Source organism: Roseovarius halophilus (ex Wu et al. 2025), from assembly GCF_047086965.1.
This window is the reverse complement of sequence record NZ_JBKOTX010000036.1, coordinates 14,311-37,327: the sequence shown is the minus strand read 5'-3', so window position 1 is coordinate 37,327 and position 23,017 is coordinate 14,311. Positions and strand designations below refer to the sequence as shown.

The following is a 23,017-nucleotide window of genomic DNA, read 5'->3' as shown; positions in this document are numbered from 1 at the left end:
GGCGCGGTCCAGCACGGCGCGGGCGCGGCCCGCCGCGGCGGCCAGTTCGGGCGTCCGGGTGACCGGGATGCCGCTTTCGAACATGGCGATGTAATGCCCCGGATGGCTGCGCGCGAAGGCGAGGTAGGCCCGGCCGGTCGCCTTGAACCGCGCAAGCGCGGTCGGCCCGCCGCCGTCATAGGCGGTCTGCACCGCGGCCGTGAAGATTTCGTATCCCTGCCGGGCAGCTTCGGCGATGAGCGCCTCGCGTCCGTCGAAATGGCGGTAGACGGCGGCGGGCGTGACGCCGGCCTGCTTGGCCGTTTCGGACAGGGTGAAGCCCGCCGGGCCCTTGACCTCGATCAGCGCGAGCGCGGCCTCGACCAGCGCCTGGCGCAGGTTGCCGTGATGGTAGCCCCGTTTAGCCATCCCAAATCTCGGGGCCCGCGCAGACCGACGTGTCGGGCGTGCCCACGGATCGGGGGATCCTGTTGTCGTACGGGACGTGGCGCAGCACGTGACGGATGGTTTCGAGCCGGGCGCGGCGCTTGTCGTCGGCGCGGATCACCGTCCACGGCGCGTGCACGGTATGGCTGAGGGTCAGCGTTTCGCCGATGGCGGCGGTATAGGCCTGCCAGCGCGGCAGCCCCTCGACGTCGATCCGGCTGAGTTTCCATTGCTTGAGCGGATCGCGCTCGCGCTTGAGGAAGCGGCGCAACTGTTCGGCCCGGCCCACGTTGAGCCAGAACTTGAACAGGTGGATGCCCTCGTCCACCAGCATTTTCTCGAAGTCGGGGACCTGACCGAAGAAATGCTGGCGCTCGGCCTCCGTGCAGAATCCGAAAACCTTCTCGACAACCCCGCGATTGTACCACGAGCGGTCGTAGAAAACGATTTCGCCCCCCGCCGGCAGGTGGTCGATGTAGCGCTGGAAGTACCATTGCGTGGCCTCGGTATCCGAGGGTGCGGGCAGGGCCACGACGCGGGCGCCGCGCGGGTTGAGGTACTCGCGGAACCGCTTGATCGCCCCGCCCTTGCCGGCCGCGTCGCGCCCCTCGAAGAGGATGGCGATGCGGGCGCCCGTCGCCTTCACCCATGCCTGCAGCTTGACCAGTTCGATCTGCAGCGCCTCGAGTTCTTTCTCGTAGTGCTTGCGCGCGAGCCGTTCGGAATGCGGATAACCCGGATCGAGGATATCACCCTTCTCGGCGCGGCGGATCGTGTTGCAGATGTCCTTGGGCGCCTCGTTCTCGAAGTAATGGTTGATCGCGCCGTCGAATGGCAGTTGCATGTCCCTCTCCTGATTCCGGCGGTCCGGGCCTGTCTAGACCGTCGGCGTATCCCCGTGAAGCCGGTCGATGATCCGCCGGATCAGCGCGAGATCGTCGAACACCGCGTGAAGCTCCGCCTCGATGTCGCGCACCGGGCGGGTCAGGCTGCCCAGCTTGAGGAAATCCGCGTGCCGTTCAAGCGCGATATAGAACGCGTCGTCCTGAAAGCCCGCGCGCATGGCCCGGGCGCCCTTGTCGCCGCCCTCGGCCTCGGCGATGGCCAGAAGCGTATCGAGGAAATCGGGCGGCATGATGCGGCGCGCGGCATCGGGATCCTCGGCGTAGACGGCAAAGGCCGCCTCGAAACCGGGATGGTCGAATTCGACCCGCGGCATGTTGCGCCCGGTGCTGAATGAAAACATTTCGCCCAGCTTGTTGCCAAGGCCGCCCAGCTCCCGCGTGATGAAAATATCGCTGCTCACCGGCTCGGGCACGCCGATGCGCATCAGGAGCCCCTTGAAGACCGTCTTGGTTTCGCTGCGGTTGTCATCCCCGCCCGCGGACGTGCGCCGGCGCAACCGCGCCTCGACCATTTCGAACGGCGTGTCGCGGTAGCGGCCCTCGACCCTGTCCTCGAGATGGGACTCGGTGAAATTGCCGATCAGCCCGAGGCCCTGCACCCGGTCCAGCGGGAAGCGTTTGCGCGCGTCCTTGTCGTGGTCGAGCTGTCCAAGGAACCGGCAGATGACGGGCATCACCGTTTCCGACAGCCGGCCGCCCCACCGGCCCGCCTGTCGTGACCACAGCCAGAAGGCGATGGCGCCGCCGAATGCCACGGGCACCACCAGCCCGACGATGCGCCCTTGCCAGTCATCGGCGGCCACCAGCGCCCACAGGCCGAGCAGCCCGGCAACGACCAGCGGGATGGCGGCATGTTTGCGCGCCGTGGCCAGCAATGCGGCGCGGTCCTTTTCGATGGTGTCGAGGTCGGGCGCCAGATCCTTGATGAAAATATCGGCGAAGCCGGCCTCGATCGGTGCGCGTTCGGTGAACCCCATCTCGTCTCGCTCCTGTCACCCCCCCTTATGCACGCTAAACGCGGGCCGGGGCGGACCGCAAGGCGCCCGGCGGTCAGCGCAGGCCGGCCCGGGCGGTGGCGCGATGGACCGCGTCGATGACGGCCCGCGGGTCGGCATGGTGGGGCATGTGGCCCGTCTCCGCCAGCCGCGTGAGCGTCGCGCCCGCGATCGCGCGGGCCAGCGGCGCCGAATGGATCGACAGGCCGACGGTGGTGTCGGCGGTGCCGTGCAGGATCTCGGTCGGGACGGAAATTTCGCCGTAGCGCGGGGCGAGCGCGGTGATCTCGTCCAGAAGGTTGGCGCGTTGCAGGGCGTTGGCGCGCAGGCTGTGGCGCCGCAGCGTGAGGCCCGCGCCGAAATGATCGAGATACCCGCGCGGCACCGGGTCGGGAGTGAATACCTCGGCCACCGCCTGCTGCACGCGCGAGTCCGGGACATAGGCGCTCAGGAGCGGGATCACCAGCGGCCCGGCAAGCGGGTGAGACAGGACCTTGTAGTAGGTCGGCAGCCCGGTATCCCACGGATGCGAGGCCGCCGCCAGCGGCACCAGCGCCGACAGCGCATCGGGGTGGTGCACCGCCCAGGCCAGCGCGACGGCCCCGCCATAGGAATGCCCCAGCACCACCGGCCGCACCGCGCCGAGCTGGCGCGCGGCCCGCATGAGCAGCCCGGCCTGTTGCGTGATCGTGGCGCCGTCGCCGTCGATGCGGCCAGTATAGCCCAGCCCCGGCCTGTCGAACAGGATCACCCTGAAATCGCCGGCCAGCCGCGGCGCGAGGTCGAAACTGAAATCGCGCAAATTGCCCGAGGCGCCGTGGATCATCACCAGATCCGGCACGGAGCCGTCGTCGGGGCCCATCACCCGCGCATGGACCGGTTCGCCCCCCACGTCCAGAACGTGACCCCGCGGCGGGAAAGCGGCCTCGGCGCGGGCCTCGTGCTGGCGGGCCTTCCAGAGGGTCACGGCGGCCAGAACCGCCAGAACGACCAGCGCGGTGATCGCGAGCTTCATGCCGGATCAGCCCCGCAGATCCGTGCTTTCCAGCCCGATCCTGTTGATGTCGTACGGCGTGGTTTCGTAGATCTCGGAAATCCAGTTGACGTAAAGCAGGTGCGCGTGGCTGCGCCAGCGGTTCAGCGGCGGCCGGGACGGGTCATCGTCGGGGTAGTAATTGCACGGCACGGTGACGGGTGTGCCGGTCTCGACGTCGCGGTCGTATTCCTGTTTCAGCGTGTCGCTGTCATATTCGAGATGGTTGAAGATGTAGAGCGCGCGATGCCCCGGATCCTCGACAAGGCAGGCGCCGACCTCGTCGCTGGCCAGCAGCGTCTGCAGGACCGGCACGGCGTCGATTTCCTCTTGCCGCATCTCCGTCCAGCGGCTGACAGGGATCACGCAATCGTCGGAAAAGCCGCGCAGGTAAGGCGAGGCGGGCGCGAGGTTGCGGTGACGGTAACAGCCGAACGCCTTGCGCGGCAGCACGTGCTTTTCCACGCCGTGGAAATGGTTGATCATCGCCATGCCGCCCCAGCAGACCCCGAAGGTGGAATGCACGTTGGTCTGGGTCCAGTCGAAGACGCGGCGCATCTCGTCCCAGTAGGTGACGGCGTCGAATTCCAGGTGCTCGATCGGGGCGCCCGTGATGATCAGGCCGTCGAACTTCTCGTCGGTCTCGGCCACATCGCAGAACGGCCGGTAGAAGCTCTCCATGTGCTCGGCCGCGGTGTTGCGGGTCTTGTGCTCGGTCATGCGGATGAGGCTCAGCTCGATCTGCAGCGGCGTGGCGCCGATCAGGCGGGCGAACTGGTTCTCCGTCTGGATCTTCTTGGGCATGAGGTTGAGCAGCCCGATGCGCAGCGGGCGGATGTCCTGCCGCGACGCGTGGTCCTCGTCCATGACCATGACGCCCTCACGCGTGAGGACGTCATAGGCGGGCAGGTCGGACGGGAGCTTGATGGGCATGTGTGTAACCTTTCGCGGGACGCTCTCTAGATAACCGGTCGGTCCGCGCGCTCAAGGGCGCGGGCGATCAGATCGTCGAACTGCGCCTCGGTGGTGACGCGGCCGACCTCGTCGGCGGTGACGCTGACACCCCATTTCGTCATCGCCTCGTACCGTGGCTGGCGATGCGCCAGAGCGCGCGAATAGGCGAAACGGATGAAGGAATCCGGATCAACCTCGTCTTCTCGGACGTTGTTTTCGCGCAGGTATTCGCGCCACGTCCGGTCAAGGAATTCCGGCTGGTAGGCCATCGGCTTGGGCGCGCGATCGAAGCGGCGGATCAGTTCCTGCGTGTGGGCCTCCGAGCCGCGGATATACACCAGCAGGCAGCGCGACGACAGCTCGGTCAGCAGCGGGTCGGCCGGGTCGTCGCCGTCCACCCATTCGCAGATGGAGCCGCCGGTATCACAGATGAAGTTGGGATAGCCGTAAAGCCGCTCGGCACGGTCGATGAAATGCGCGGTATCGCGCAGCGCTGCGATCTCGGCCCGCCGGAACTGGTCCTGCCGGCGGCGGTATTCGTCGATCGGCAGGCCACCCTTGGCCGGGTCGCCGGGCTTGCCCAGATAGGTCGAGACGGGCGCGAGGTTGTCGAAGGTGATGTTGGACCCGATGTAGATCGAATCGCTCAGCAGCAGGTCGCGCAGGAAAGGCACCTGCATGGCGTGCGCCTTGGCGTTGTCGACGATATGCTCGCCCAGGTAGCGGGTGCCGATGCGGTAGTCGATCGAATAATGGAACCACGCGCCCTTGTCCCGAAGCATGTTCGACAGGTGGGTCTTGCCGAGACCCGACATGCCGTAGAACAGGACGCGCTTGTGTGCCGCGCCACGCCAGTCATCCGCCGAAGTATAGATCATGCCTGTCTCCCTCGCGGGGTTCGTAGCCAGCGGCAGGACGGGCGTCAAACGCAAAACCCGCCCCGATCGGTCGGGGCGGGCACGAGTCAGGGGCTGACCGGAGTGTCAGAAATGCACGCCGAGCTTGAGACCGGCGCTGATCGCGTCGTTGTTGACGAAGGTGGCGCGCTGCGTGTCCGGCGTACCGGTTTCGGGCAGCGCGTCGCCCAGCCACGTGTAGCGGATACCCCCCGAGAGGCTGACCGCCTCGGTCAACTGGTACTCGCCGCCGATGGACAGCGATGTCTGTCCGTTGGTGGGCGCCAACGGCGACACCAGATCGTCATCGCCGCCCGCCTCGTATCTGGCCGAGATGCTGGCCGAGAATTTCTCGGTAAAGCGGCGACCGAGGCCCAGCTCGTAGGTGGTCGCGTTGTCGATCTGCGCAAGGTTCGTGCCGAAGGCCGGCGGGGTGAGCGTGAACGCCTCCCATTCCGACCAGCGGATGGAGCCGAAGGCCAGCGTGTTCTTGGCGATCCCGGTCTGCAGCGCGAGTTCGATGGATTGCGGCACCTCCACATCGGTGTTGCCCGTGGTCAGCGGCACGGTCGTGGGCACGGGAACCGGGGCCGTCGCCGGGAAGGTTTCGGTGGTCACCATGCCAAGGTCGATGGCCGAGTGATAGGTCAGGGAGGCCCGGAACGCGATGTCGGGGATCTCGTAGGCGGCCCCGGCAACAAACCCCACGCCATTGTCGGAGGCGAAGTTGACATCGTAGCCGCTGAACGGGCCGTAGGCCAGCCCCGACAGGCTGACTTCGCCTTCGGCATGCAGGAGCCGCGGCCCGCCATAAACCGAGAACCGGTCCGTCGCCCGGTACTTGAGCAGCGCCGTCAGCGCGTTGCTTTCGGTCTTGGCCCGGGTGCCGGCCAGCATCGTGGTGGCGGGGTTGCCGCCGTACAGGATATCGGAGCCGTAGGGTTGATCGTAGATCAGGCCGAAGGACAGCTTGTCCCCGAAATCCAGCTTGAGCCCGGCGCCGGCGATGCCGAAGCTGCCGCCCACGTTGCTGATGGCATTGCCCAGTACATCGTTGCCCGTGAGGTCGGGATCGGTGTAGCCGAACGACAGCTCGGCATAGTTTCCTTTCTCGAAAATAAGGTCGACCGGGGTGTAGCTGCGATCCAGCCCGCCGGCCTGTGCGGCGCCGGCGGCAATACCGAATGTCGCGGCTGCCAGTGCTGTTGTCTTCATGTGTCCCTCTCCTCCACAGACTCCGGGCAGGCTATCGGGCGACTGTCTGGCGTCAATCTTTGACGCGACGTAAACGACGCGACGTTCCACGGGGTTGTGTCCGGGACACACCTTTAAGGTGCGGCGCGGGCTTGCGAATCGCGCACTCGGGTTTCCGACCACAAGTTCAGGTAGTTACCGCCGAAGATCACCAGCGCGCCAAGGATCACCCAGGGGCTCACCGGCTCCTGGTAGACGATGAGCCCGATGAAGGCGATGAGCGGCAAGCGCGTGAAATCCACCGGCGTCACCACGGTGGCCGGCGCGATCGACAGCGCGGTCGTCAGGCATACATGCGCCAGCAACCCGGCCACGCCGATGACCGGCAGCCAGAGCGCCGCGCCCATCGAGGGCAGGGCGATATCCCCGTCGAACCCGGCGGTGATCAGGCCGAAGACGCTTTGCGACAATGTCATCCAGAACAGGATGCAGGTCAGCGTGTCGGTCCGCGTCAGCCGCTTGGTGACCATGATGGAGCCGGCAAAGCCGATGGCGGCGGCGGCGGCGGCCAGCGTGCCGAGGTTGAGCGTCTCGGGGCTGGGCCGGGTGACGATGAGGATCCCGGCAAAGCCGATCAGGGCCGCCAGCACCCGCATCCGGGTCAGCCGTTCGCCCAGCACGAGCGGCGACAGCACCAGCACCCAGAGCGGCGAGGTGAATTCCAGCGCGAAGACCTGCGCCAGCGGGATCAGCGTGATGGCGAGGAACCACAGGTTCTGGCCGGTGAAGTGGAACAGGTTGCGCAGCAGGTGCAGGCCGGGCCGCGTGGTCGGCAGTTCGTGCAGCGTGCCGAATGCCCGCGCCGCGATGAGCACCGCCACCAGCCCGACGAGGCTGCGGTACATCATGATTTCGAAGGTATCGAGCTCGGGGCTCACCTCTCGCCCCGCCACGGCCATCGTGGAAAAGGACGCCACGGCGCCCAGCATCCACAACGCGGCCTTGATTACCCGCGCGGGGGCGGCGATGGCCGTCATGCCGCGGCCACCGCCACCATGACCACGGCCGTGGCGGGCGTGCCCGGACGGCCGCAGGACGTGGTGCGCGCTGCGTGGGCGTGTTGCCGGGGGTCGTTCACGTGACCGGTGCGGGTCATTCCCATTCGATCGTGCCGGGCGGCTTGCTGGTCACGTCATAGGTGACGCGGTTGATGCCCTTGACCTCGTTGATGATCCGCGTGGCGGTTTCGGTCAGGAACTCGTGGCTGAACGGGTAGGTATCGGCGGTCATGCCGTCCACGCTCGTCACCGCGCGCATCGCGCAGGCATAGTCATAGGTGCGTCCGTCGCCCATCACGCCCACGGTGCGCACCGGCAGGATGGCCACGAAGGCCTGCCATATCTCGTCGTAGAGCCCGTGGCGGCGGATCTGGTCGATATAGACCGCGTCGGCCTTGCGCAGGATGTCCAGCTTGTCGCGGGTGATCTCGCCGGGGCAGCGGATCGCGAGGCCGGGGCCGGGGAAGGGGTGGCGGCCGATGAAGCTGTCGGGCAGGCCCAGCTCGTGCCCGAGGGCGCGGACCTCGTCCTTGAAAAGCTCGCGCAGCGGCTCGACCAGTTTCAGCCCCATCTTCTCGGGCAGGCCGCCCACATTGTGGTGGCTCTTGATGGTGACGGAAGGGCCGCCGCTGAACGACACCGATTCGATCACGTCGGGATAGAGCGTGCCCTGCGCGAGGAACGCGGCGCCCTCGATGGCGTTCGCATGGGTCTGGAAGACGTCGATGAAAAGCCGCCCGATGGTCTTTCTTTTCTCCTCGGGGTCGCTGATGCCTTCGAGCTGCCCGAGAAACAGGTCGGATTCGTCAGCATGGATCAGCGGGATGTTGTAGTGATCGCGAAACATCGTCGTGACCTCGGCCGCCTCGTTCTGGCGCAGCAGGCCGTGATCGACAAAGACGCAGGTGAGTTGATCGCCGATCGCCTCGTGGATCAGGACGGCGGCGACGGAACTGTCCACGCCGCCCGACAGCCCGCATATGACCTTGGCGTCGCCCACCTGTTCGCGGATCCGGCGGATCGCCTCGTCGCGGTAGGCGGCCATCGTCCAGTCGCCCTTGAACCCGGCGAGGCGCACGAAGTTCTCGTAGAGCGTGCGCCCGTTCGGGGTGTGGTGCACCTCGGGGTGGAACTGCACCGCGTAGAAGTCGCGCGAAAGGTCGGCGGTGATGGCGAAGGGCGCGTTGGGCGACGTGCCGTAGACCCTGAACCCCGGCGCGAGCTCGCTGACGTGGTCGCCGTGGCTCATCCAGACCTGTTCGCGCGCTTCGAGGAACCAGCCGGTGAGCAGGTCGATCCGGTCCTCGGTGGGGCTGACATAGGCGCGGCCGAACTCGGCCGTGCCGTCGCCGCGTTCCACGCGGCCGCCCAGCATGTGCATCATGACCTGCTGGCCGTAGCAGATGCCCAGCACCGGGACGCCCAGCGCGAACACCGACGCGGGCGGGCGCGGCGAGCCGTCGTCGATGACGCTGGCCGGGCCGCCCGACAGGATCACGGCCCGGGGCGCGAAGTCGGCCAGGAAGGTGTCGGTCACGTTCTGGAAGGGGTGTATCTCGCAGTAGACGTTCAGTTCGCGCAGGCGGCGCGCGATCAGCTGCGTCACCTGGCTGCCGAAGTCTATGATGAGAAGGCGGTCATGGGATGTCTGGCTCATGACCCGGCATTACTGCCTCGTCGCGGGCCGCGCAAGGGCACAGTCCGGGCGGTGTTGCGCGCGGGCCCGATGGTACGGCAGGACGCGTTTCTGCGGCGACGAATGTCGCTATGGCCCCTCAGGCGGCGGAAATCTTCGCTGCCTAGGCGTCGGGCTGCGATAAGGTCCGGGCAACGGGTCCCCATGGTGGGGGCCGAGCCAGTGCAGGGATAGACAAGGACATGGCCGAAGCAGCAACCCGCAGACGAGGACGTGGTGGCGGGGGTGCGGCCCGCCGCGCCGCGCGCAGCGCCGTCAGCATCGAGACCGCCAAGTACATCGAGCGCAACATCCCCCTCTTCGAGGTGCTCAACGAGGAGGCGCTGGAGATCATCGAGGCGAACGCCGAAACCGTCCTTGCGGAGGTCGGCGTCAATTTCGTGGAGAATCCCGCCGCGCTGGAGCGCTGGCGCGAGGCCGGGGCGGACATAGACGGGGAACGCGTGCGCATTCCCCGCGGGCTGGCGCGCAAGCTGATCGAAACGGCGCCGGGCCGGTATACGCAACACGCCCGCAATCCCGAACGCAATGTCGAGATCGGCGGCAACACGCTGGTCTGCGCGCCGATCTACGGCCCGCCCTTCGTGCGCGACCTCGAGGACGGACGTCGCTATGCGACGATGGCGGATTTCGAGAAGTTCGTGAAGCTGGGCTACATGTCGAAATGGCTGCACCATTCCGGCGGCACGGTGTGCGAACCCACCGACATCGCCGTGAACAAGCGCCATCTCGACATGATCCACGCGCACATGCGGCTGTCGGACAAGCCCTTCATGGGCTCGGTGACCGAACCCAGCCGCGCGCAGGATTGCGTGGACATGTGCGAGATCCTGTTCGGCAAGGATTTCGTGCAGGACAACACGGTGATGACGTCGCTCATCAACGTCAATTCGCCCATGACCTTCGACGAGGTGATGATGGGCTCGCTCGAGGTCTACGCGCGCAACAATCAGGCGTGTATCATCTCGCCCTTCATCGTGGGCGGGGCGATGGCGCCGACGACCGTGGCCGGCACGCTGACGCAGGTGCTGGCCGAGGTCATGGCGGGCATCGCCTACAGCCAGCTCATCCGTCCGGGCGCGCCGGTGGTCTTCGGCGCCTTCGTGACCTCGATCGACATGAATTCCGGCGCGCCCACCTTCGGCACGCCAGAGGCCAGCCATATCCTTTACGGGGCCGGGCAGCTGGCGCGGCGGCTCGGCCTGCCGTTCCGGTCGGGCGGGGGGCTGTGCGGCTCCAAGCTGCCCGATGCACAGGCCGCCTACGAGACCGCGCATACCCACAATGCCGCCCTGCTGGGCGGGGTGAACTTCATGCTGCACAGCTGCGGCTGGCTGGAAGGCGGACTGGTGGCGAGTTTCGAGAAATTCGTCCTCGACGCCGATCAGCTGGGCGTCCTGCACCATGTCGCCAAGGGCGTGGACATGGACGAGAACGGACAGGCGATGGATGCCATCCGCGAGGTCGGGCCTGGGGGGCATTACCTTGGATGCGCCCATACACAGGCCAACTTCAAGACGGCCTTCTGGCGGACCGATGTCCTGGATTACAAGCCCTTCGAGACCTGGTCGGAGGACGGGGAGCGCGACAGCGCCACCCTTGCCAATGTCCGGATGCATAAGATGCTGGGCGATTACCAGCAGCCGCCGCTGGACCCGGGCATCGCCGAGGCGCTGAGCGCCTTCGTGGCCACCAAGAAGGCGTCGATGCCCGATTCCTTCACCTGACGGCGTCAGGACGGGTGGCGCGCAGGATGCGCGCCTCGCCCATCATCGCGATCAGGACATCCACGTGGCGGGCCGGGCAATAGCCGGACCCGCCACAGCGCCTTCGCGCGTCCAGCTCCGCCTCGATCTCGGACAGCCGCACAAGGGCCTGTGCGCTGCCCGGCACCGGACCGGCACCCAGCTGCCGACGCAGGTGCGGCTGGCGGCGATACGCCTCGAGGCCGAAGCGTGCCGCGCGGATCAGAAGGCGTGGCCGGCGGAGTGTTTCAAGCCGTGTCAGAATATCTTGCATCTTGAACCTCATGAATGACCTGACAAGTCATTGCACAACCTAAGGATGTGTTGCGCTCACTGATTGACAGCCGTTCGCAGGGCTTTCTTCTTGTTTACCTTTTAGAAACAATGCTTGCCAAACTGGAAACGATTAACGAACCGGTAACAGTTTCCCGCCTAGCTTGTGGAGAAGCCTGTGGATAACTTTTGCTTGCGGCCCGGTCGCCGCCGGGCCGGGCAGAGGGGAGTGCAGAACATGACGCAACGGTCCGCCGTGATCGACGGCCCGGTTGGAGTTCCGGCCTGGGTGCCGAAACCGGCGTGGCATTACCTCGCGCATACCGAAACCGGCGCCCCGATCCGGGCGCTGGCGCGGGATGCGGGCTGCCATGCCTCCACCATCCTGCGCCAGATCCGCCGCTTCGAAGCAAGACGGGACGATTACCTTGTCGACGAGGCGCTGCGGCGGCTCGGCCGGCAGGTGCTGGGGCGCAAGCCTGCCGGTTCTCATGAAGCGGAGACCGTCATGATGCCGTCCGAGACACCCACGTCCGAAACCGCCACCCTGACCGAGGAAAAGCTGAAGGCCGAGGCGCTGCGGATCCTGAAACACCTGTGCGACCCGGGCGCCGTGCTGGCCGTGGCCGCGGACATGGACAAGGCCGCGGTCATCAAGGAAACAGCAGGCCGGACACAGGCCCGCAGCTCGGTGGTGGAACGCGAGGTGGCCGAGGCGATGGCGCTCAAGAACTGGATCGCCTGCGATGGCGAGGGGCGGGTCGTGCGCTACCGGATCACCACGGGCGGGCGCAACGCGCTCAACCGGCTGATGGCCGAGGCCGAGAATCACGCCTTCGGGTTTGCCGAGGCGCCGACGCCTTTCGCGCCCGCCGGCGACGACGCGGCGCGGCCCTCGGGGCGCGCCCGCCGGACCTGCATTCCGGAATCGCCGCTGACCGCGTTGGCGCGGCGGCGCGACCGGGATGGCGCGCCGTTTCTCACGCCCGAGCTTGTCCGGGCCGGCGAACGCCTGCGCGAGGATTTCGAGCTGGCCCAGATGCCGCCGCGGATGACGAGCAACTGGGAAAGGCTACTGACCGGCCCCGATCGCATGGACGGGCCCGGCGGCGACCTGCCGGGGGGCAGCGCCGGCCTGGCCCGGACGCGCGTCATGGGCGCTTTGCAGGACCTTGGCCCGGGGCTGGGCGATGTCGCGCTGCGGTGTTGTTGTCATCTGCAGGGGCTGGAGCAGGCGGAGCGGAAAATGGGCTGGTCGGCCCGGTCGGGCAAGATCGTACTGCGCATCGCGCTTCAGCGGTTGAAGGCCTATTACGACGGCCTGGGCGAGTCCGGGGGCCTGATCGGCTGAGGCTACCCGCTCACGACCCAGCCCACGAAAAAGGCGACGGCGGCGCAGACCGACCCGACAAGCACGGTCTCGCCGACCGTTCGCACGACGCGTTCGCCGGTCGCCGACCATCTCAGCAGGCCGAGCGCCACCAGCGCGGCGAAGGTTGAAACGACGGACAGCAGGAAGGCGCGCCTGTCGGCGGCCATCACGAAATACGGCAGCAGCGGAACGGCACCGAACAGCACGAAGGATCCGAAGGTGAAGGTGCCGTTCAGCGCCGGGCTCTCCTCCTCGGGGTCGTGCATCCCGAATTCATAGGTCATCATCATGTCCGCCATCAGGTCGGGATGCCGCGAGACGATCGAGGCGGTGGTGTCGGCCTCGCCGGCGGGCAGGCCGCGTTGGCGGAGTATCTCGAACAGTTCCATGCGTTCCTGTTCCGGGTTGCGGGCGATTTCGCGCATCTCGCTGCGGCGGCGGTGCCGGTACAGGTCGTGCTGCGAGCGAAGCGACAGGTATTCCCCCAGCCCCATGCTGATGGCATCGGCAAAAAGGTTGGCCAACCCGAAGACCAGCACCGCGACCCCGCCGATCTGCGCCACGCCGTCGGCCTGTGCGCCGGCAAAGCCGGCGACGATGGCGAAAGTGGTCACGATGCCGTCATTGCCGCCATAGACGATCTGCTTGAGAAATTCTTGCGTCCGGCCGAGCTGATGCGCCTCCCGCCGGTGAGCCTGCCAATCCATGTCCCGTCCTCGCCCGGTGCGCGCGCCAGCATAACCGCGCCGACAGCCGCTGCAAGACGGGATCGCGCCGACGCCCGCGGTCCGGGCAGGGCGGTGGGCACTCTTTAACGGGTGGGGCCGCGGCGATATGGCCGCGACCGCGAAACTGGCACTTCCCACCGTGATGTTTTATATGGGTGACAAGTTACGAAACCATTTGCGGGGAAAATTCCGTGCGAGACCTCAACATCCCGGCCGAACGCCATCCAGAGAAAGCCCACCGTCCGGACAACGCGCAGCCGCGCAAGCCGGACTGGATTCGCGTCAAGGCGCCGACGAGCAAGGGCTATCGCGAGACGCACCGGATCATGCGGGAGCACAAGCTCGTCACCGTCTGCGAGGAGGCCGGCTGCCCCAATGCCGGGGAGTGCTGGAGCCGGGGCCACGCGACGATGATGATAATGGGCGAGGTGTGCACCCGCGCCTGCAGTTTCTGCAACATCGCCACGGGCAAGCCGCCCGAGGAACTGGACGTGTTCGAACCCGGCCGCGTGGCCGACGCCGTGCAAAAGCTAGGGCTCAACCACGTGGTGATCACCTCGGTGGATCGCGACGATGTCGAGGATGGCGGGGCCGAGCATTTCGCCCGCACCATCCGCGCGATCCGGCACCGCAGCCCCGGCACCACGATCGAGATCCTGACGCCGGATTTCCTGCATTGCGCCCCGTCGGTGCTGGAGGTCGTCGTGGCGGCCAAGCCGGACGTGTTCAATCACAACCTCGAAACCGTGCCGGGCCTCTACCCCGAGGTGCGGCCGGGGGCGCGCTATTTCCACAGCCTGCGCCTGTTGCAGCGGGTCAAGGAGCTTGACCCGACGATGTTCACCAAGTCGGGAATCATGGTCGGGCTTGGCGAGACGCGGTCGCAGGTGCATCAGGTGATGGACGACATGCGCGCGGCGGATGTCGATTTCCTGACCATCGGGCAATACCTGCAGCCCACGCCCAAGCACCACGGCGTGGACCGCTTCGTGCATCCCGACGAGTTTCAGGGCTACGAGCGCGCCGCCTATGGCAAGGGGTTCCTGATGGTGTCGGCGACGCCGCTCACGCGGTCGAGCTATCACGCCGGCGAGGATTTCGCCCGGCTTCAGGCGGCACGTCAGGCCAAGATGGGCTGATCCCGCCACGGCGCGCCGCCACGCGGCACCCGCATGAAAAGGCCCGGCCGCGTCACCGCGTGCCGGGCTGTTTTTCAGGACAGTGTTTTGCAGCCGCGCGACGGGGCGGCGGGTCAGCTGCCCCAGCTGCGCACCGGGCCGCAATCCATGTGCACGAAATCGGAGCGTGAATACCGGCCCACGCCGCCGCCCTTGCAGGCCAGCGCCGCGCGGTACATCTGGGTCACCGACCGCGAGGTCAGCCGCAGATCCGCGGCCTCGCCGTTCATGTGACGGGAATTCTTGGCGACGCCGCTCGACCGGCGGCGGAGCATGGCGTTGGTCTTGGGGCTGCGATACCCCGACAGCAGCATGTAGGGTTCATCGGCCTCCAGCAGGTTGTGACTGGCCGCCATGATATCGATGGTGCGGGTATCTATCGTCTTGGTCTGGTCGGTGCGCCAGTCACGCATGAAAAGCGTGATCTCGCGCAGCGCGTCCTTGATGTAATCGCCCTCGATCCAGTAGATCGTATCGATCCGCTCACCCGTGCGGGGCGATGTCATGCGCAGCCGCCGGATGTCGCCCGCCCCGCGCAGGAAGCCGGCCGCGTTCGGATAGCTGGGTGCCGCCGTAACCACGGTTGCCGCGAACGCCCCGAGTAATCCCCGCCGCGTCATGCTTGGAAGTTTCGTGTCTGTCATGTGCTGTTTGCGCCTGTCCCGTCGCTTGCTTCTGCCGCTTTACGGCTTTTTGCCGCCTCATCCCCCAAGGATGGTGAGGTTATGCCATAACAGGAATCGCTCACCAAGGGGTGAATACCCGGTGATCGGGTTTTCAAGAAATTTCGGCATGATCTTGCGCAAATCCGCGCGGATGTTGCCCGCTTGCGCGCCACCTCGGGGCATTTCTGGTGTCCGCAGGCCGCAGCGCGCGTAAACTTTTCGCGCGCATGTCGGAAAAGGATGGACAGGTTACGCGATATTCCAAGATAGACTTATTCTGTGAATTGGCACGCCCGGGAAGGATCATGAGGTTGAGTGAAGACATGAAGACAGCTGCTTTCGCCCGCCACAGGGTGATGCCGGTGGTGCTGAGCGTGGTCCTGTTTGCCGCGACACTGGCCGTCGGGCCGGCCCGGGCCGGCGTGACCGCGTTCAAGCAGGCCGTGGCAGAGGCCGCGGCGAGTGACCGCGACATCGCCGCCCATTACCGGCAAACCGATTACGCGACGATCTGGACAGGCCCCTCGGCCATCGAGCGGGCGCGCCGCAAGGCCCTGTTCGAGGCGCTGGCAGACGCGCCCCTGCATGGCCTGCCGGCCGACAAGTACGATGCGCAGGGCCTGCTGGCGCAGTTGCGCGACGTTCAGTCGGTGCGTGACCGGGGGTTCGCCGAAGTCGCGATGAGCCGGGTTTTCCGCGACCTTGCCCGCGACCTGCAGACCGGCGTGTTGGTGCCGCAGAAGGTCGTGAGCGGGATAAAACGGCAGGTACCCGACCGCGAGCGGGCCGATCACCTGCAACGGCTGGCCCGGGCCGACCGGCCCGGCGCCTTTTTCCGCGCGCTGCCGCCGCAGACCAATGAATACGCCCGCTTGATGAAGGCGAAACTGCGGCTCGAACGGCAGGTCGCGCGCGGTGGCTGGGGGCCGTCCGTGCCCGCGGGCACGCTCAAACCCGGCCAGTCGGGCCGGGCCGTCGTCGCGTTGCGTGACCGGCTCATGGCGATGGGGTACCTGTCACGGACCGCCGTGCGGGAATACGACGGCGCCATTCAGGAGGCGGTGCAGCGCTTCCAGTCGGATCACGGCCTTGAAACCGATGGCGTTGCCGGGGCCAGCACCATGGCGCAGATCAACAAGTCGGCCGGGTCGCGGCTGAAATCGGTGATCGTGGCCATGGAACGCGAACGCTGGACCAACCGCGACCGCGGCACGCGGCACATCCTTGTCAACCTGACGGATTTCCTCGCGCGGATCGTGGACAACGACAGGGTCACGTTCCGCACGCGCGCCGTGGTGGGACGCAACAGCCATGACAGGCGCAGCCCGGAATTCTCCGACGTGATGACGCATATGGTCATCAACCCGACATGGCACGTGCCGCGCTCCATCGCCGTGAACGAATACCTGCCCAAGATGAAGCAGAATCCGAACGCGGTGAGCCACCTTCGGCTGGTGGATTCGCGCGGCCGCGTCGTGCGGCGGTCATCGGTGAATTTCGGCGCGTACAACGCGCGCAATTTCCCGTTCAACATCAAGCAGCCGCCATCGCCGCGCAATGCTTTGGGGCTCGTGAAGTTCATGTTCCCCAACCGGTACAACATCTACCTGCACGACACGCCGCAGAAACATCTTTTCGCGCGAACCGAGCGGGATTTCAGCCATGGCTGCATCCGGCTGCAGAAACCCTTCGATTTCGCTTACGCGCTGCTCGCCCGGCAGGAAAAAGACCCGGAGAGTTTTTTCCAGTCGGTCCTGAACACGGGCCGCGAAACACGGGTCGATCTCGAACAGCCGGTGCCGGTTCACATCATCTACCGAACCGCGTTCACGCGGGCCAAGGGGCGCACGCAGTTCCGCCGCGACGTGTACGGGCGTGACGCCGCGATCTGGCAGGCGCTGAGCACGGCGGGGGTTTCGCTGCGCGCGGTTCGCGGCTAAAGACGTCCCCGCAAAAAGGGGAATGTCATGGCTTTCACTGTCGCGCAGATTGCCGAGGCGCTCGGAACGCGGGCTCTAGGTGCAGCTGAGCTGAAGATTGACGGGCTTGCCGAGCCCGCGGATGCCGGCCCGCACGACATGGCATTGGCGATGAAGCCCGAATATGCCGAGGCGCTGTCGCAGGGACAGGCGCGCGCCGCCGTGCTGTGGGATGGCGCGGACTGGAAGGCAATGGGGCTGGACGCCGCCATCGTGGCACCGCGGCCGCGATACGTGTTGTCCGGCCTGACACGGATGATGGATCCCGGGCAGGGCTGGGACGCCGGCATTCACCCCGCGGCGGTGGTGCACGACACCGCCGAGCTGGGCGACAATGTCTCGGTCGGGCCTCTGGCCGTCATCGGGCCGGGCGCGCGGATCGGGGCCGACAGCGTTATCGGGCCGCAATGTTTCGTGGGCAGCGATGCCGTGATCGCCCCCGGCGCCTTCCTGCGCGAAGGTGTGCGCATCGGCGCACGGGTCAGGATCGGCGCGCGCTTCATCGCCCAGCCCGGTTGCGTGGTCGGCGGGGACGGGTTTTCCTATGTCACGCCCGAGAAATCCTCGGTCGAGGAGGCGCGCCAGACCCTTGGCGACACGGGCGACACGCAGGCCCAGAGCTGGACGCGGATCCACAGCCTCGGCGCGGTCGATATCGGCGATGACGTGGAACTGGGCGCCAATTGCACGATCGACCGGGGCACCATCCGCGACACGCGCATCGGCCCCGGCACCAAGATCGACAACCTCGTGATGATCGGCCACAATGTCGAGATAGGCCACGACTGCCTGCTTTGTGGCCATGTCGGCATCGCGGGGTCAACGCGGGTCGGCAACAACGTTGTGCTTGCCGGCCAGACGGGGGTGAGCGACAACATATTCATCGGCGACAATGTCATCACCGGGGGCGGAACGGTCGTGCTGTCGAACATTCCCGAGGGGCGCGTGATGCTGGGTTACCCGGCGATGAAAATGGACACGACGATGGAAGTGTTCAAGGGAATGCGCCGGCTCAAACGCCTGTTCGACGATGTCGCGGCGCTCAAGAAAACGGTTTCAAACTCCCGGTGAAGGCTCTACATCGGGGGCAACGGAATCGGGGAAGGTCGCGCAATGAGCATCCGGGATCGTGTCATCGAAATCATCGCTGAACAGGCCGTCCTCGACGCGTCCGACGTGACGCTCGACAGCACGCTCGACGATCTGGGTATCGACAGCCTCGGGCTGGTCGAAAGCATCTTCGCCATCGAGGAGGCCTTTGACATCTCGGTGCCGTTCAACGCGAACGAACCCGAGGCGAGCGACTTCGATATCTCTTCTGTCCGCTCGATCGTGGCGGGGATCGAAAAGCTGATCGAAGACCAGACGTGAAACGGGTCGTCATAACCGGGGCGGGCACGATCAATTCGCTTGGTCATTCGGTGCCCCAAACGCTGGCGGCGATGCGCGAAGGCCGCTGTGGCATCGGCGACCTGGACTTTCGAGATGTCGACCGTCTGGCCATCCGCATCGGCGGGCAGGTGCGCGGCTATGACCCCGAGTACCGGTTCAACCGCCAGCAGCTTGCCCTCTACGACAGGTTCACGCAGTTCACGCTGATCGCCGCGCGCGAGGCGATCGCGCAGGCGGGGCTGGACTTCTCGGCGGAGCTGGCGGCGCGGGCCGGCGTGGTGCTGGGCAATTCCGGCGGTGGCATGACCACGCTGGATGACAATTACCGCTCGGTCTACGAGGACGGCAAGAATCGCGTGCACCCGTTCGTCGTACCCAAGCTGATGAACAATGCCGCGGCCAGCCACGTGTCGATGGAATTCAACATCAAGGGGCCCAGCTTCACCGTCTCGACCGCCTGTTCGTCGTCGAACCACGCGATGGCGCAGGCGTTCCAGATGGTGCATGGCGGCGCCAGCCCGGTGATGGTGACGGGCGGGTCCGAATCGATGCTGTGCTTTGGCGGCGTCAAGGCGTGGGAAGGTCTGCGCGTCATGTCCAAGGACGCCTGCCGCCCGTTCAGCGCCAACCGCAACGGCATGGTGCAGGGCGAGGGCGCGGGCGTCTTCGTCTTCGAGGAACTGGACCATGCCCGGCGCCGCGGGGCCGAGATATTGGCCGAAGTGGCGGGCTTTGCCATGACGTCGGACGCGGCCGACATCGTCATGCCGTCGAAACAGGGCGCGGCGCGGGCGATCAGCGGGGCTCTCGGGGATGCGCGGATCAACCCGGCCGAGGTCGGCTACATAAACGCGCACGGCACCGGCACGGCGGCGAACGACAAGACGGAATGCGCCGCCGTGGCGGACGTGTTCGGCCATCACGCCGACAAGGTGATGATATCCTCGACGAAATCGATGCACGGGCACCTGATCGGCGGCACCGGCGCCGTCGAGCTGCTGGCCTGCATCATGGCGGTGCGGGACGGGGTCGTCGCCCCGACGATCGGCTACGAGGAACCCGATCCCGAATGCGCGCTGGACGTGGTGCCCAACGAGGCCCGCGAGGTTGACGTCGAGGTCGCGTTGTCGAACGCGTTCGCCTTCGGCGGCCTGAACGCCGTGCTGGCGATCCGGCGGTTCACCTGACACCGCGAACGCGCCCGCGGCGGGGCGCGTCCGTGATATGGTCGCCGCGGCGACCCGCGGGAGATCAATTGCGAATGGTCGAGACGTTTTCATAGGCGGCGGTGAAGCCGTCAAGCGATGCGCTGATTTCGACGACCTGGTCGGGGGCCTGCGCCGGCACGATCCGGAGCATGGCCGACGCGCCCCGCTTGAAGGCCGTGACATCCGCCTCTGTAAAGCCGATCCGCGCGAAGCAGCCGGTCATCGTGCAGAACGAGTACGGGTACCGCTTGGCAGCGCCGCCATCCACCGAGATGGTCAATTCCTCGCCCAGAAGAGTCCCGAGGGGTACGACGATGGTACCGCCCGCGGCGGCCTGCCCGCCCTCGGGCAGGCGGAAGATGCTGAATTCGGCAACCGGGTTGCCCGAATCCTCGGTCAGCAACTGGTACATCTGGCAGATGTCGTCGCCCTCGCCCTGGTTGCGAAAGCACTTGAGCTGCCAGTCGTCGTAGGTCTCCTTGATGTAGGTCGCATCGTCCTCCGACACTTGGCGGCCCATCTGCAACTGCCCGCCGGCGGTGTTGGCGTCGTCTTGGGCTTGCGTTTCAGGGGCGGTCGTTGCGCCGTTCTGGTCGGCGGTTTCTTCCTGCGCGTGCAGCGCCGTGGAGAACACGAGAGCGGTGACCAGCGGCAGGGTCGAAAAAATCTTCGGCATCTTGTCCCCATTCGGTGTTTTGAATGCCACAGCGCTCTAGCATGGCGCCCGCGACATGTCAGGGAAAAAACGCCATCCCTTTCGGATCGGAGTGTTTCAAAGCCGGAACAGGTGTGGGCTTGGAAAACGGAGTGTCAGACACAAGAAAGAGGCCACGCGGCCCCTTTCATTTGTATTTTTCTCTCCCTGTCGGACTGGCCGACTTAGTAGTGAAGTGACGCTAGGACAGTTCCCCAGACCCGTCAACAGTCAGCTTCGCCGAAATGTGAAAAAAGGCCGCACCCGGAGGCGCGGCCAGTCTGACAGGGAGGAAGCCCCGAAACCAAGAGGACAGCAGGTTCCGGAGCGTGACTCACCCTGACGCAAAATCCTTAACTTTGTATGTCTCGCGCGTGACTTTTCAGCGGCCGACACTCGCGCCGACGCGACGGGACTGCGCGCTAGAAATCCCGCCCGGCCTCGCGCAGGTCGCGCAGCAACGCTTGCGACATCGCCTCGGCGTGGCGGATGCGCCCGCGCTTGAGCTTGCGGGTTTCCACCCGCAGCAGCGTTTCGCAGCCGATCATGAACGGCAGATGAAGCCCCGTTTCCGAGCGCGACAGCGAAAAGACGTCACCGAACGCCGCAATCCCGTCGGCGTCGACGCCCAGATACGACCGCCCCGACGGGATCATGCCGCGCCGCCCCATGTGCACCAGAAAGCGCGCCATGTCCTTGTAGACGGGCATCACGGCGGATCCGCCGGTGTCTATGCCGGTCAGCCGCTCACCCCGCAGGATCAGGTTGTTGGGGTGGAAATCCCCGTGGCCGATGGCGCACCGCCAGTCGGCCTTGCCCATCAGCCGGGCAAGGCGGTGCAGTTCGTTGAGAATGCCCGCCTCGATCCGCGCGAGGCGGCGGAAGGGCTGTTTCGCGCTGGCGCGTTCCGCCCGTGACAGCCACGCCCCCGGCTTTGCCGGGCGCCAGACCTCGCTGACCTCGGTATATTGCCTCAGCCAGCGGGCCGCGGGCCCCAGGATGGCGGCGCGCCGGGCCGGGTCGATTTTCCAGAGGTGTTGCAACAGCGGCGTGCCCGACACGCGCGAAACGACCATCACCCCGTGATCGCCGTTGAAATGCAGTGGTTCGACCACCCGGCAGGCCCCGTCCCGCATGAGCGGCCAGATGCGCTGCAGTTCGGCCCATTCCCGCGCTTGCGCCGCGGGCGGCCCGCCCAGGTGGAACCGGAACACCGCGTCGCGCCCGTCTAGCAGGCCCTCGGCCAAGGCACGCCTGCCCGGCACGAGGCGCAGCAACTCGCCGAGTTCGGCGTTTTCAAGCGCCGGGTCCGCGGCTTTCGCGGTGTCGAATCGCCGGGCGATCTCCGTGACGGCCTGCATGTCGGGCAGCGGCGCCATGGCCTTCCTTTCCTGCATGGAGCGACATTCCCGCAGGCGTCCGGGCGCGTCAACCGAATTGAACCCGCCATCCCGCGCGTCTATGGTGGCGCGAAACAACGCAGCAGGAGCGCCCAGATGTCCGACAAGCCAGTTGCCGAAATGTCCTTCGAGGAAGCGATGAAGGAATTGGAGCAGGTCGTGGGGCAGCTTGAACGCGGCGACGTCGCGCTCGAGGAATCGATCAGCCTTTACGAACGGGGCGCGGCGCTCAAGAAGCGCTGCGAAACCAAGCTCAAGGAAGCCGAGGAAAAGGTCGCCGCGATCACGCTCGATGGCGAGGGCCAGCCCACCGGCACGACGCCTGTCGACGGGCTCTGACCGCGATGGATGACGCGCGCGCGGCCGTGGCCCGCCACGTGGAGGCGCATTTCACCCGTGTCATGGCGCCCTTCGGCACGACGCCCGTGGCGCGCGCGATGCGGTATGCCGTGACGGGCGGCAAACGCATCCGCGCCTTTCTGGTGATCGAGGGCGCACGGCTGCACGGCATCGCGGCCGACCGCGCGATCTGGCCCGCCTGCGCGATCGAGGCGATGCACGGCTACAGCCTCGTGCATGACGATCTGCCCTGCATGGATGACGACGCGCTGCGCCGCGGCCAGCCCACCGTTCACGTCAAGTGGGACGAGGCGACGGCCGTGCTGGCCGGCGATGCCCTGCAATCGCTGGCCTTCGAACTGGCCGCTCACCCGGACGGCGCCGAAACCGGAAGGGCGCGCGCCGATCTGGCGCTGAGCCTTGCGCGGGCCGCGGGCGGGCAGGGCATGGTGCTGGGGCAGGCCCGTGATATCGCCGCCGAATCGGCGGGAACCCCGCTCACGCTCGACCAGATCACCGAGTTGCAGGCCGGCAAGACCGGCGCGTTGATCGGTTGGGCGGCCTGTGCCGGGCCGCGCATGGCGCGGGCCGATACCGGGGCGATGGCCGCCTATGCCCGCGCCCTCGGGCTGGCCTTCCAGATCCGCGATGACATCATCGACGAGACGGGTAACGCCGCCGCCGCGGGCAAGGCCGTGGGCAAGGACGCCGTCGCCGGCAAGGCCACTTTCGTGTCGCTGCTCGGGCTCGACGGGGCGGCGCGCCGGGCCGATGCCCTTGTTGACGAGGCCTGTGACGCCCTATCTGTTTATGGCAAGGATGCCGAGGCCTTGCAGCGGCTCGCCCGCTTCGTTATCTCGCGCGAAACCTGAATGTCGACCCCGGGG

At 66.6% G+C, this 23,017-nt stretch carries 23 protein-coding genes; 9 read left to right on the top strand and 14 right to left on the bottom strand.

The window, feature by feature from the left end; genetic code table 11:
• The 9 genes from ACH107_RS09840 to guaA form a co-directional block, all read right to left on the bottom strand.
• The coding region (locus ACH107_RS09840; RefSeq protein ID WP_412505702.1) for a TetR/AcrR family transcriptional regulator at nucleotides 1–408 on the bottom strand (408 nt) is incomplete at its 3' end.
• A complete protein-coding gene (ppk2, locus tag ACH107_RS09835) occupies nucleotides 401–1,270 on the bottom strand; it encodes a polyphosphate kinase 2 (RefSeq protein ID WP_412505701.1) in 870 nt (289 codons plus the stop codon). The genes ACH107_RS09840 and ppk2, both read right to left, overlap by 8 nt.
• A 33-nt stretch (nucleotides 1,271–1,303) precedes the next feature.
• Nucleotides 1,304–2,308, bottom strand: coding sequence for a DUF3137 domain-containing protein (locus tag ACH107_RS09830; protein WP_412505700.1), 1,005 nt, complete (start codon nucleotides 2,306–2,308; stop codon nucleotides 1,304–1,306).
• Between the two features lie 73 nt (nucleotides 2,309–2,381).
• A complete protein-coding gene (locus ACH107_RS09825; RefSeq protein WP_412505699.1) occupies nucleotides 2,382–3,341 on the bottom strand; it encodes an alpha/beta fold hydrolase in 960 nt (319 codons plus the stop codon).
• Nucleotides 3,342–3,347: 6 nt separating this feature from the next.
• Complete coding sequence (gene metA, locus ACH107_RS09820) at nucleotides 3,348–4,292, bottom strand: homoserine O-acetyltransferase MetA (RefSeq protein ID WP_412505698.1); 945 nt, start codon at nucleotides 4,290–4,292, stop codon at nucleotides 3,348–3,350.
• A gap of 26 nt (nucleotides 4,293–4,318) precedes the next feature.
• A complete protein-coding gene (locus tag ACH107_RS09815) occupies nucleotides 4,319–5,191 on the bottom strand; it encodes an ATPase (RefSeq protein WP_412505697.1) in 873 nt (290 codons plus the stop codon).
• A gap of 105 nt (nucleotides 5,192–5,296) precedes the next feature.
• A complete protein-coding gene (locus ACH107_RS09810) occupies nucleotides 5,297–6,424 on the bottom strand; it encodes an OmpP1/FadL family transporter (protein WP_412505696.1) in 1,128 nt (375 codons plus the stop codon).
• 113 nt (nucleotides 6,425–6,537) lie between these two features.
• Nucleotides 6,538–7,440: a DMT family transporter gene (locus ACH107_RS09805; protein ID WP_412505695.1), complete on the bottom strand. Its 903-nt coding sequence runs from the start codon at nucleotides 7,438–7,440 to the stop codon at nucleotides 6,538–6,540.
• A 115-nt stretch (nucleotides 7,441–7,555) separates the two neighbouring features.
• Complete coding sequence (gene guaA, locus ACH107_RS09800) at nucleotides 7,556–9,118, bottom strand: glutamine-hydrolyzing GMP synthase (RefSeq protein ID WP_412505694.1); 1,563 nt, start codon at nucleotides 9,116–9,118, stop codon at nucleotides 7,556–7,558.
• Nucleotides 9,119–9,339: 221 nt separating this feature from the next.
• Here guaA and ACH107_RS09795 point away from each other — a divergent pair, with 221 nt between their 5' ends.
• A complete protein-coding gene (locus ACH107_RS09795) occupies nucleotides 9,340–10,884 on the top strand; it encodes a trimethylamine methyltransferase family protein (RefSeq protein ID WP_412505693.1) in 1,545 nt (514 codons plus the stop codon).
• Here the strand turns inward: ACH107_RS09795 and ACH107_RS09790 are convergent.
• A complete protein-coding gene (locus tag ACH107_RS09790) occupies nucleotides 10,877–11,176 on the bottom strand; it encodes a DUF6477 family protein (protein ID WP_412505692.1) in 300 nt (99 codons plus the stop codon). The two genes, ACH107_RS09795 and ACH107_RS09790, sit on opposite strands and share 8 nt — an antisense overlap.
• 237 nt (nucleotides 11,177–11,413) lie before the next feature.
• Between ACH107_RS09790 and ACH107_RS09785 the strand changes: the two genes are divergently transcribed.
• The gene (locus ACH107_RS09785; protein ID WP_412505691.1) at nucleotides 11,414–12,526 is read left to right on the top strand and encodes a DUF6456 domain-containing protein; all 1,113 of its coding nucleotides are present in this window, start codon (nucleotides 11,414–11,416) and stop codon (nucleotides 12,524–12,526) included.
• Nucleotides 12,527–12,528: 2 nt separating this feature from the next.
• Here the strand turns inward: ACH107_RS09785 and ACH107_RS09780 are convergent, their stop codons facing one another.
• A complete protein-coding gene (locus tag ACH107_RS09780; RefSeq protein WP_412505690.1) occupies nucleotides 12,529–13,254 on the bottom strand; it encodes a VIT1/CCC1 transporter family protein in 726 nt (241 codons plus the stop codon).
• Nucleotides 13,255–13,466: 212 nt separating this feature from the next.
• Between ACH107_RS09780 and lipA the strand changes: the two genes are divergently transcribed.
• A complete protein-coding gene (gene lipA / locus ACH107_RS09775; protein WP_412505689.1) occupies nucleotides 13,467–14,414 on the top strand; it encodes a lipoyl synthase in 948 nt (315 codons plus the stop codon).
• A gap of 113 nt (nucleotides 14,415–14,527) precedes the next feature.
• On the opposite strand, the gene ACH107_RS09770 is transcribed toward lipA, so the two are convergent.
• Nucleotides 14,528–15,097, bottom strand: coding sequence for a YcbK family protein (locus tag ACH107_RS09770; RefSeq protein WP_412505688.1), 570 nt, complete (start codon nucleotides 15,095–15,097; stop codon nucleotides 14,528–14,530).
• 326 nt (nucleotides 15,098–15,423) lie between these two features.
• On the opposite strand from ACH107_RS09770, the gene ACH107_RS09765 reads away from it, so the two are divergent.
• The 4 genes from ACH107_RS09765 to ACH107_RS09750 are packed head-to-tail and all read left to right on the top strand — an operon-like array spanning nucleotide 15,424 to nucleotide 19,676.
• Nucleotides 15,424–17,058: a L,D-transpeptidase family protein gene (locus tag ACH107_RS09765; RefSeq protein ID WP_412505687.1), complete on the top strand. Its 1,635-nt coding sequence runs from the start codon at nucleotides 15,424–15,426 to the stop codon at nucleotides 17,056–17,058.
• A gap of 27 nt (nucleotides 17,059–17,085) precedes the next feature.
• Nucleotides 17,086–18,168: a UDP-3-O-(3-hydroxymyristoyl)glucosamine N-acyltransferase gene (gene lpxD / locus ACH107_RS09760; protein ID WP_412505686.1), complete on the top strand. Its 1,083-nt coding sequence runs from the start codon at nucleotides 17,086–17,088 to the stop codon at nucleotides 18,166–18,168.
• Nucleotides 18,169–18,210: 42 nt separating this feature from the next.
• Nucleotides 18,211–18,468, top strand: coding sequence for an acyl carrier protein (locus tag ACH107_RS09755; protein WP_412505685.1), 258 nt, complete (start codon nucleotides 18,211–18,213; stop codon nucleotides 18,466–18,468).
• Nucleotides 18,465–19,676 carry a beta-ketoacyl-[acyl-carrier-protein] synthase family protein gene (locus ACH107_RS09750; protein ID WP_412505684.1) on the top strand — a complete coding sequence of 404 codons (1,212 nt, stop codon included), beginning with the start codon at nucleotides 18,465–18,467 and terminating at the stop codon, nucleotides 19,674–19,676. Before ACH107_RS09755 ends, ACH107_RS09750 begins: the two co-directional genes overlap by 4 nt.
• Before the next feature lie 64 nt (nucleotides 19,677–19,740).
• On the opposite strand, the gene ACH107_RS09745 is transcribed toward ACH107_RS09750, so the two are convergent.
• Together ACH107_RS09745 and ACH107_RS09740 are read right to left on the bottom strand one after the other, a co-directional pair.
• Nucleotides 19,741–20,373, bottom strand: coding sequence for an invasion associated locus B family protein (locus tag ACH107_RS09745; protein WP_412505683.1), 633 nt, complete (start codon nucleotides 20,371–20,373; stop codon nucleotides 19,741–19,743).
• Nucleotides 20,374–20,813: 440 nt separating this feature from the next.
• The gene (locus tag ACH107_RS09740; protein ID WP_412505682.1) at nucleotides 20,814–21,788 is read right to left on the bottom strand and encodes a phosphotransferase; all 975 of its coding nucleotides are present in this window, start codon (nucleotides 21,786–21,788) and stop codon (nucleotides 20,814–20,816) included.
• Nucleotides 21,789–21,887: 99 nt separating this feature from the next.
• On the opposite strand from ACH107_RS09740, the gene ACH107_RS09735 reads away from it, so the two are divergent.
• Entirely contained in the window at nucleotides 21,888–22,130 is a 243-nt protein-coding gene (locus ACH107_RS09735) for an exodeoxyribonuclease VII small subunit (RefSeq protein ID WP_412505681.1), read from the top strand.
• A gap of 5 nt (nucleotides 22,131–22,135) precedes the next feature.
• Nucleotides 22,136–23,002 (top strand): polyprenyl synthetase family protein, encoded by an 867-nt coding sequence (locus ACH107_RS09730; RefSeq protein WP_412505680.1) that lies wholly within the window; start codon nucleotides 22,136–22,138, stop codon nucleotides 23,000–23,002.
• The last annotated feature ends 15 nt before the right edge of the window (nucleotides 23,003–23,017 follow it).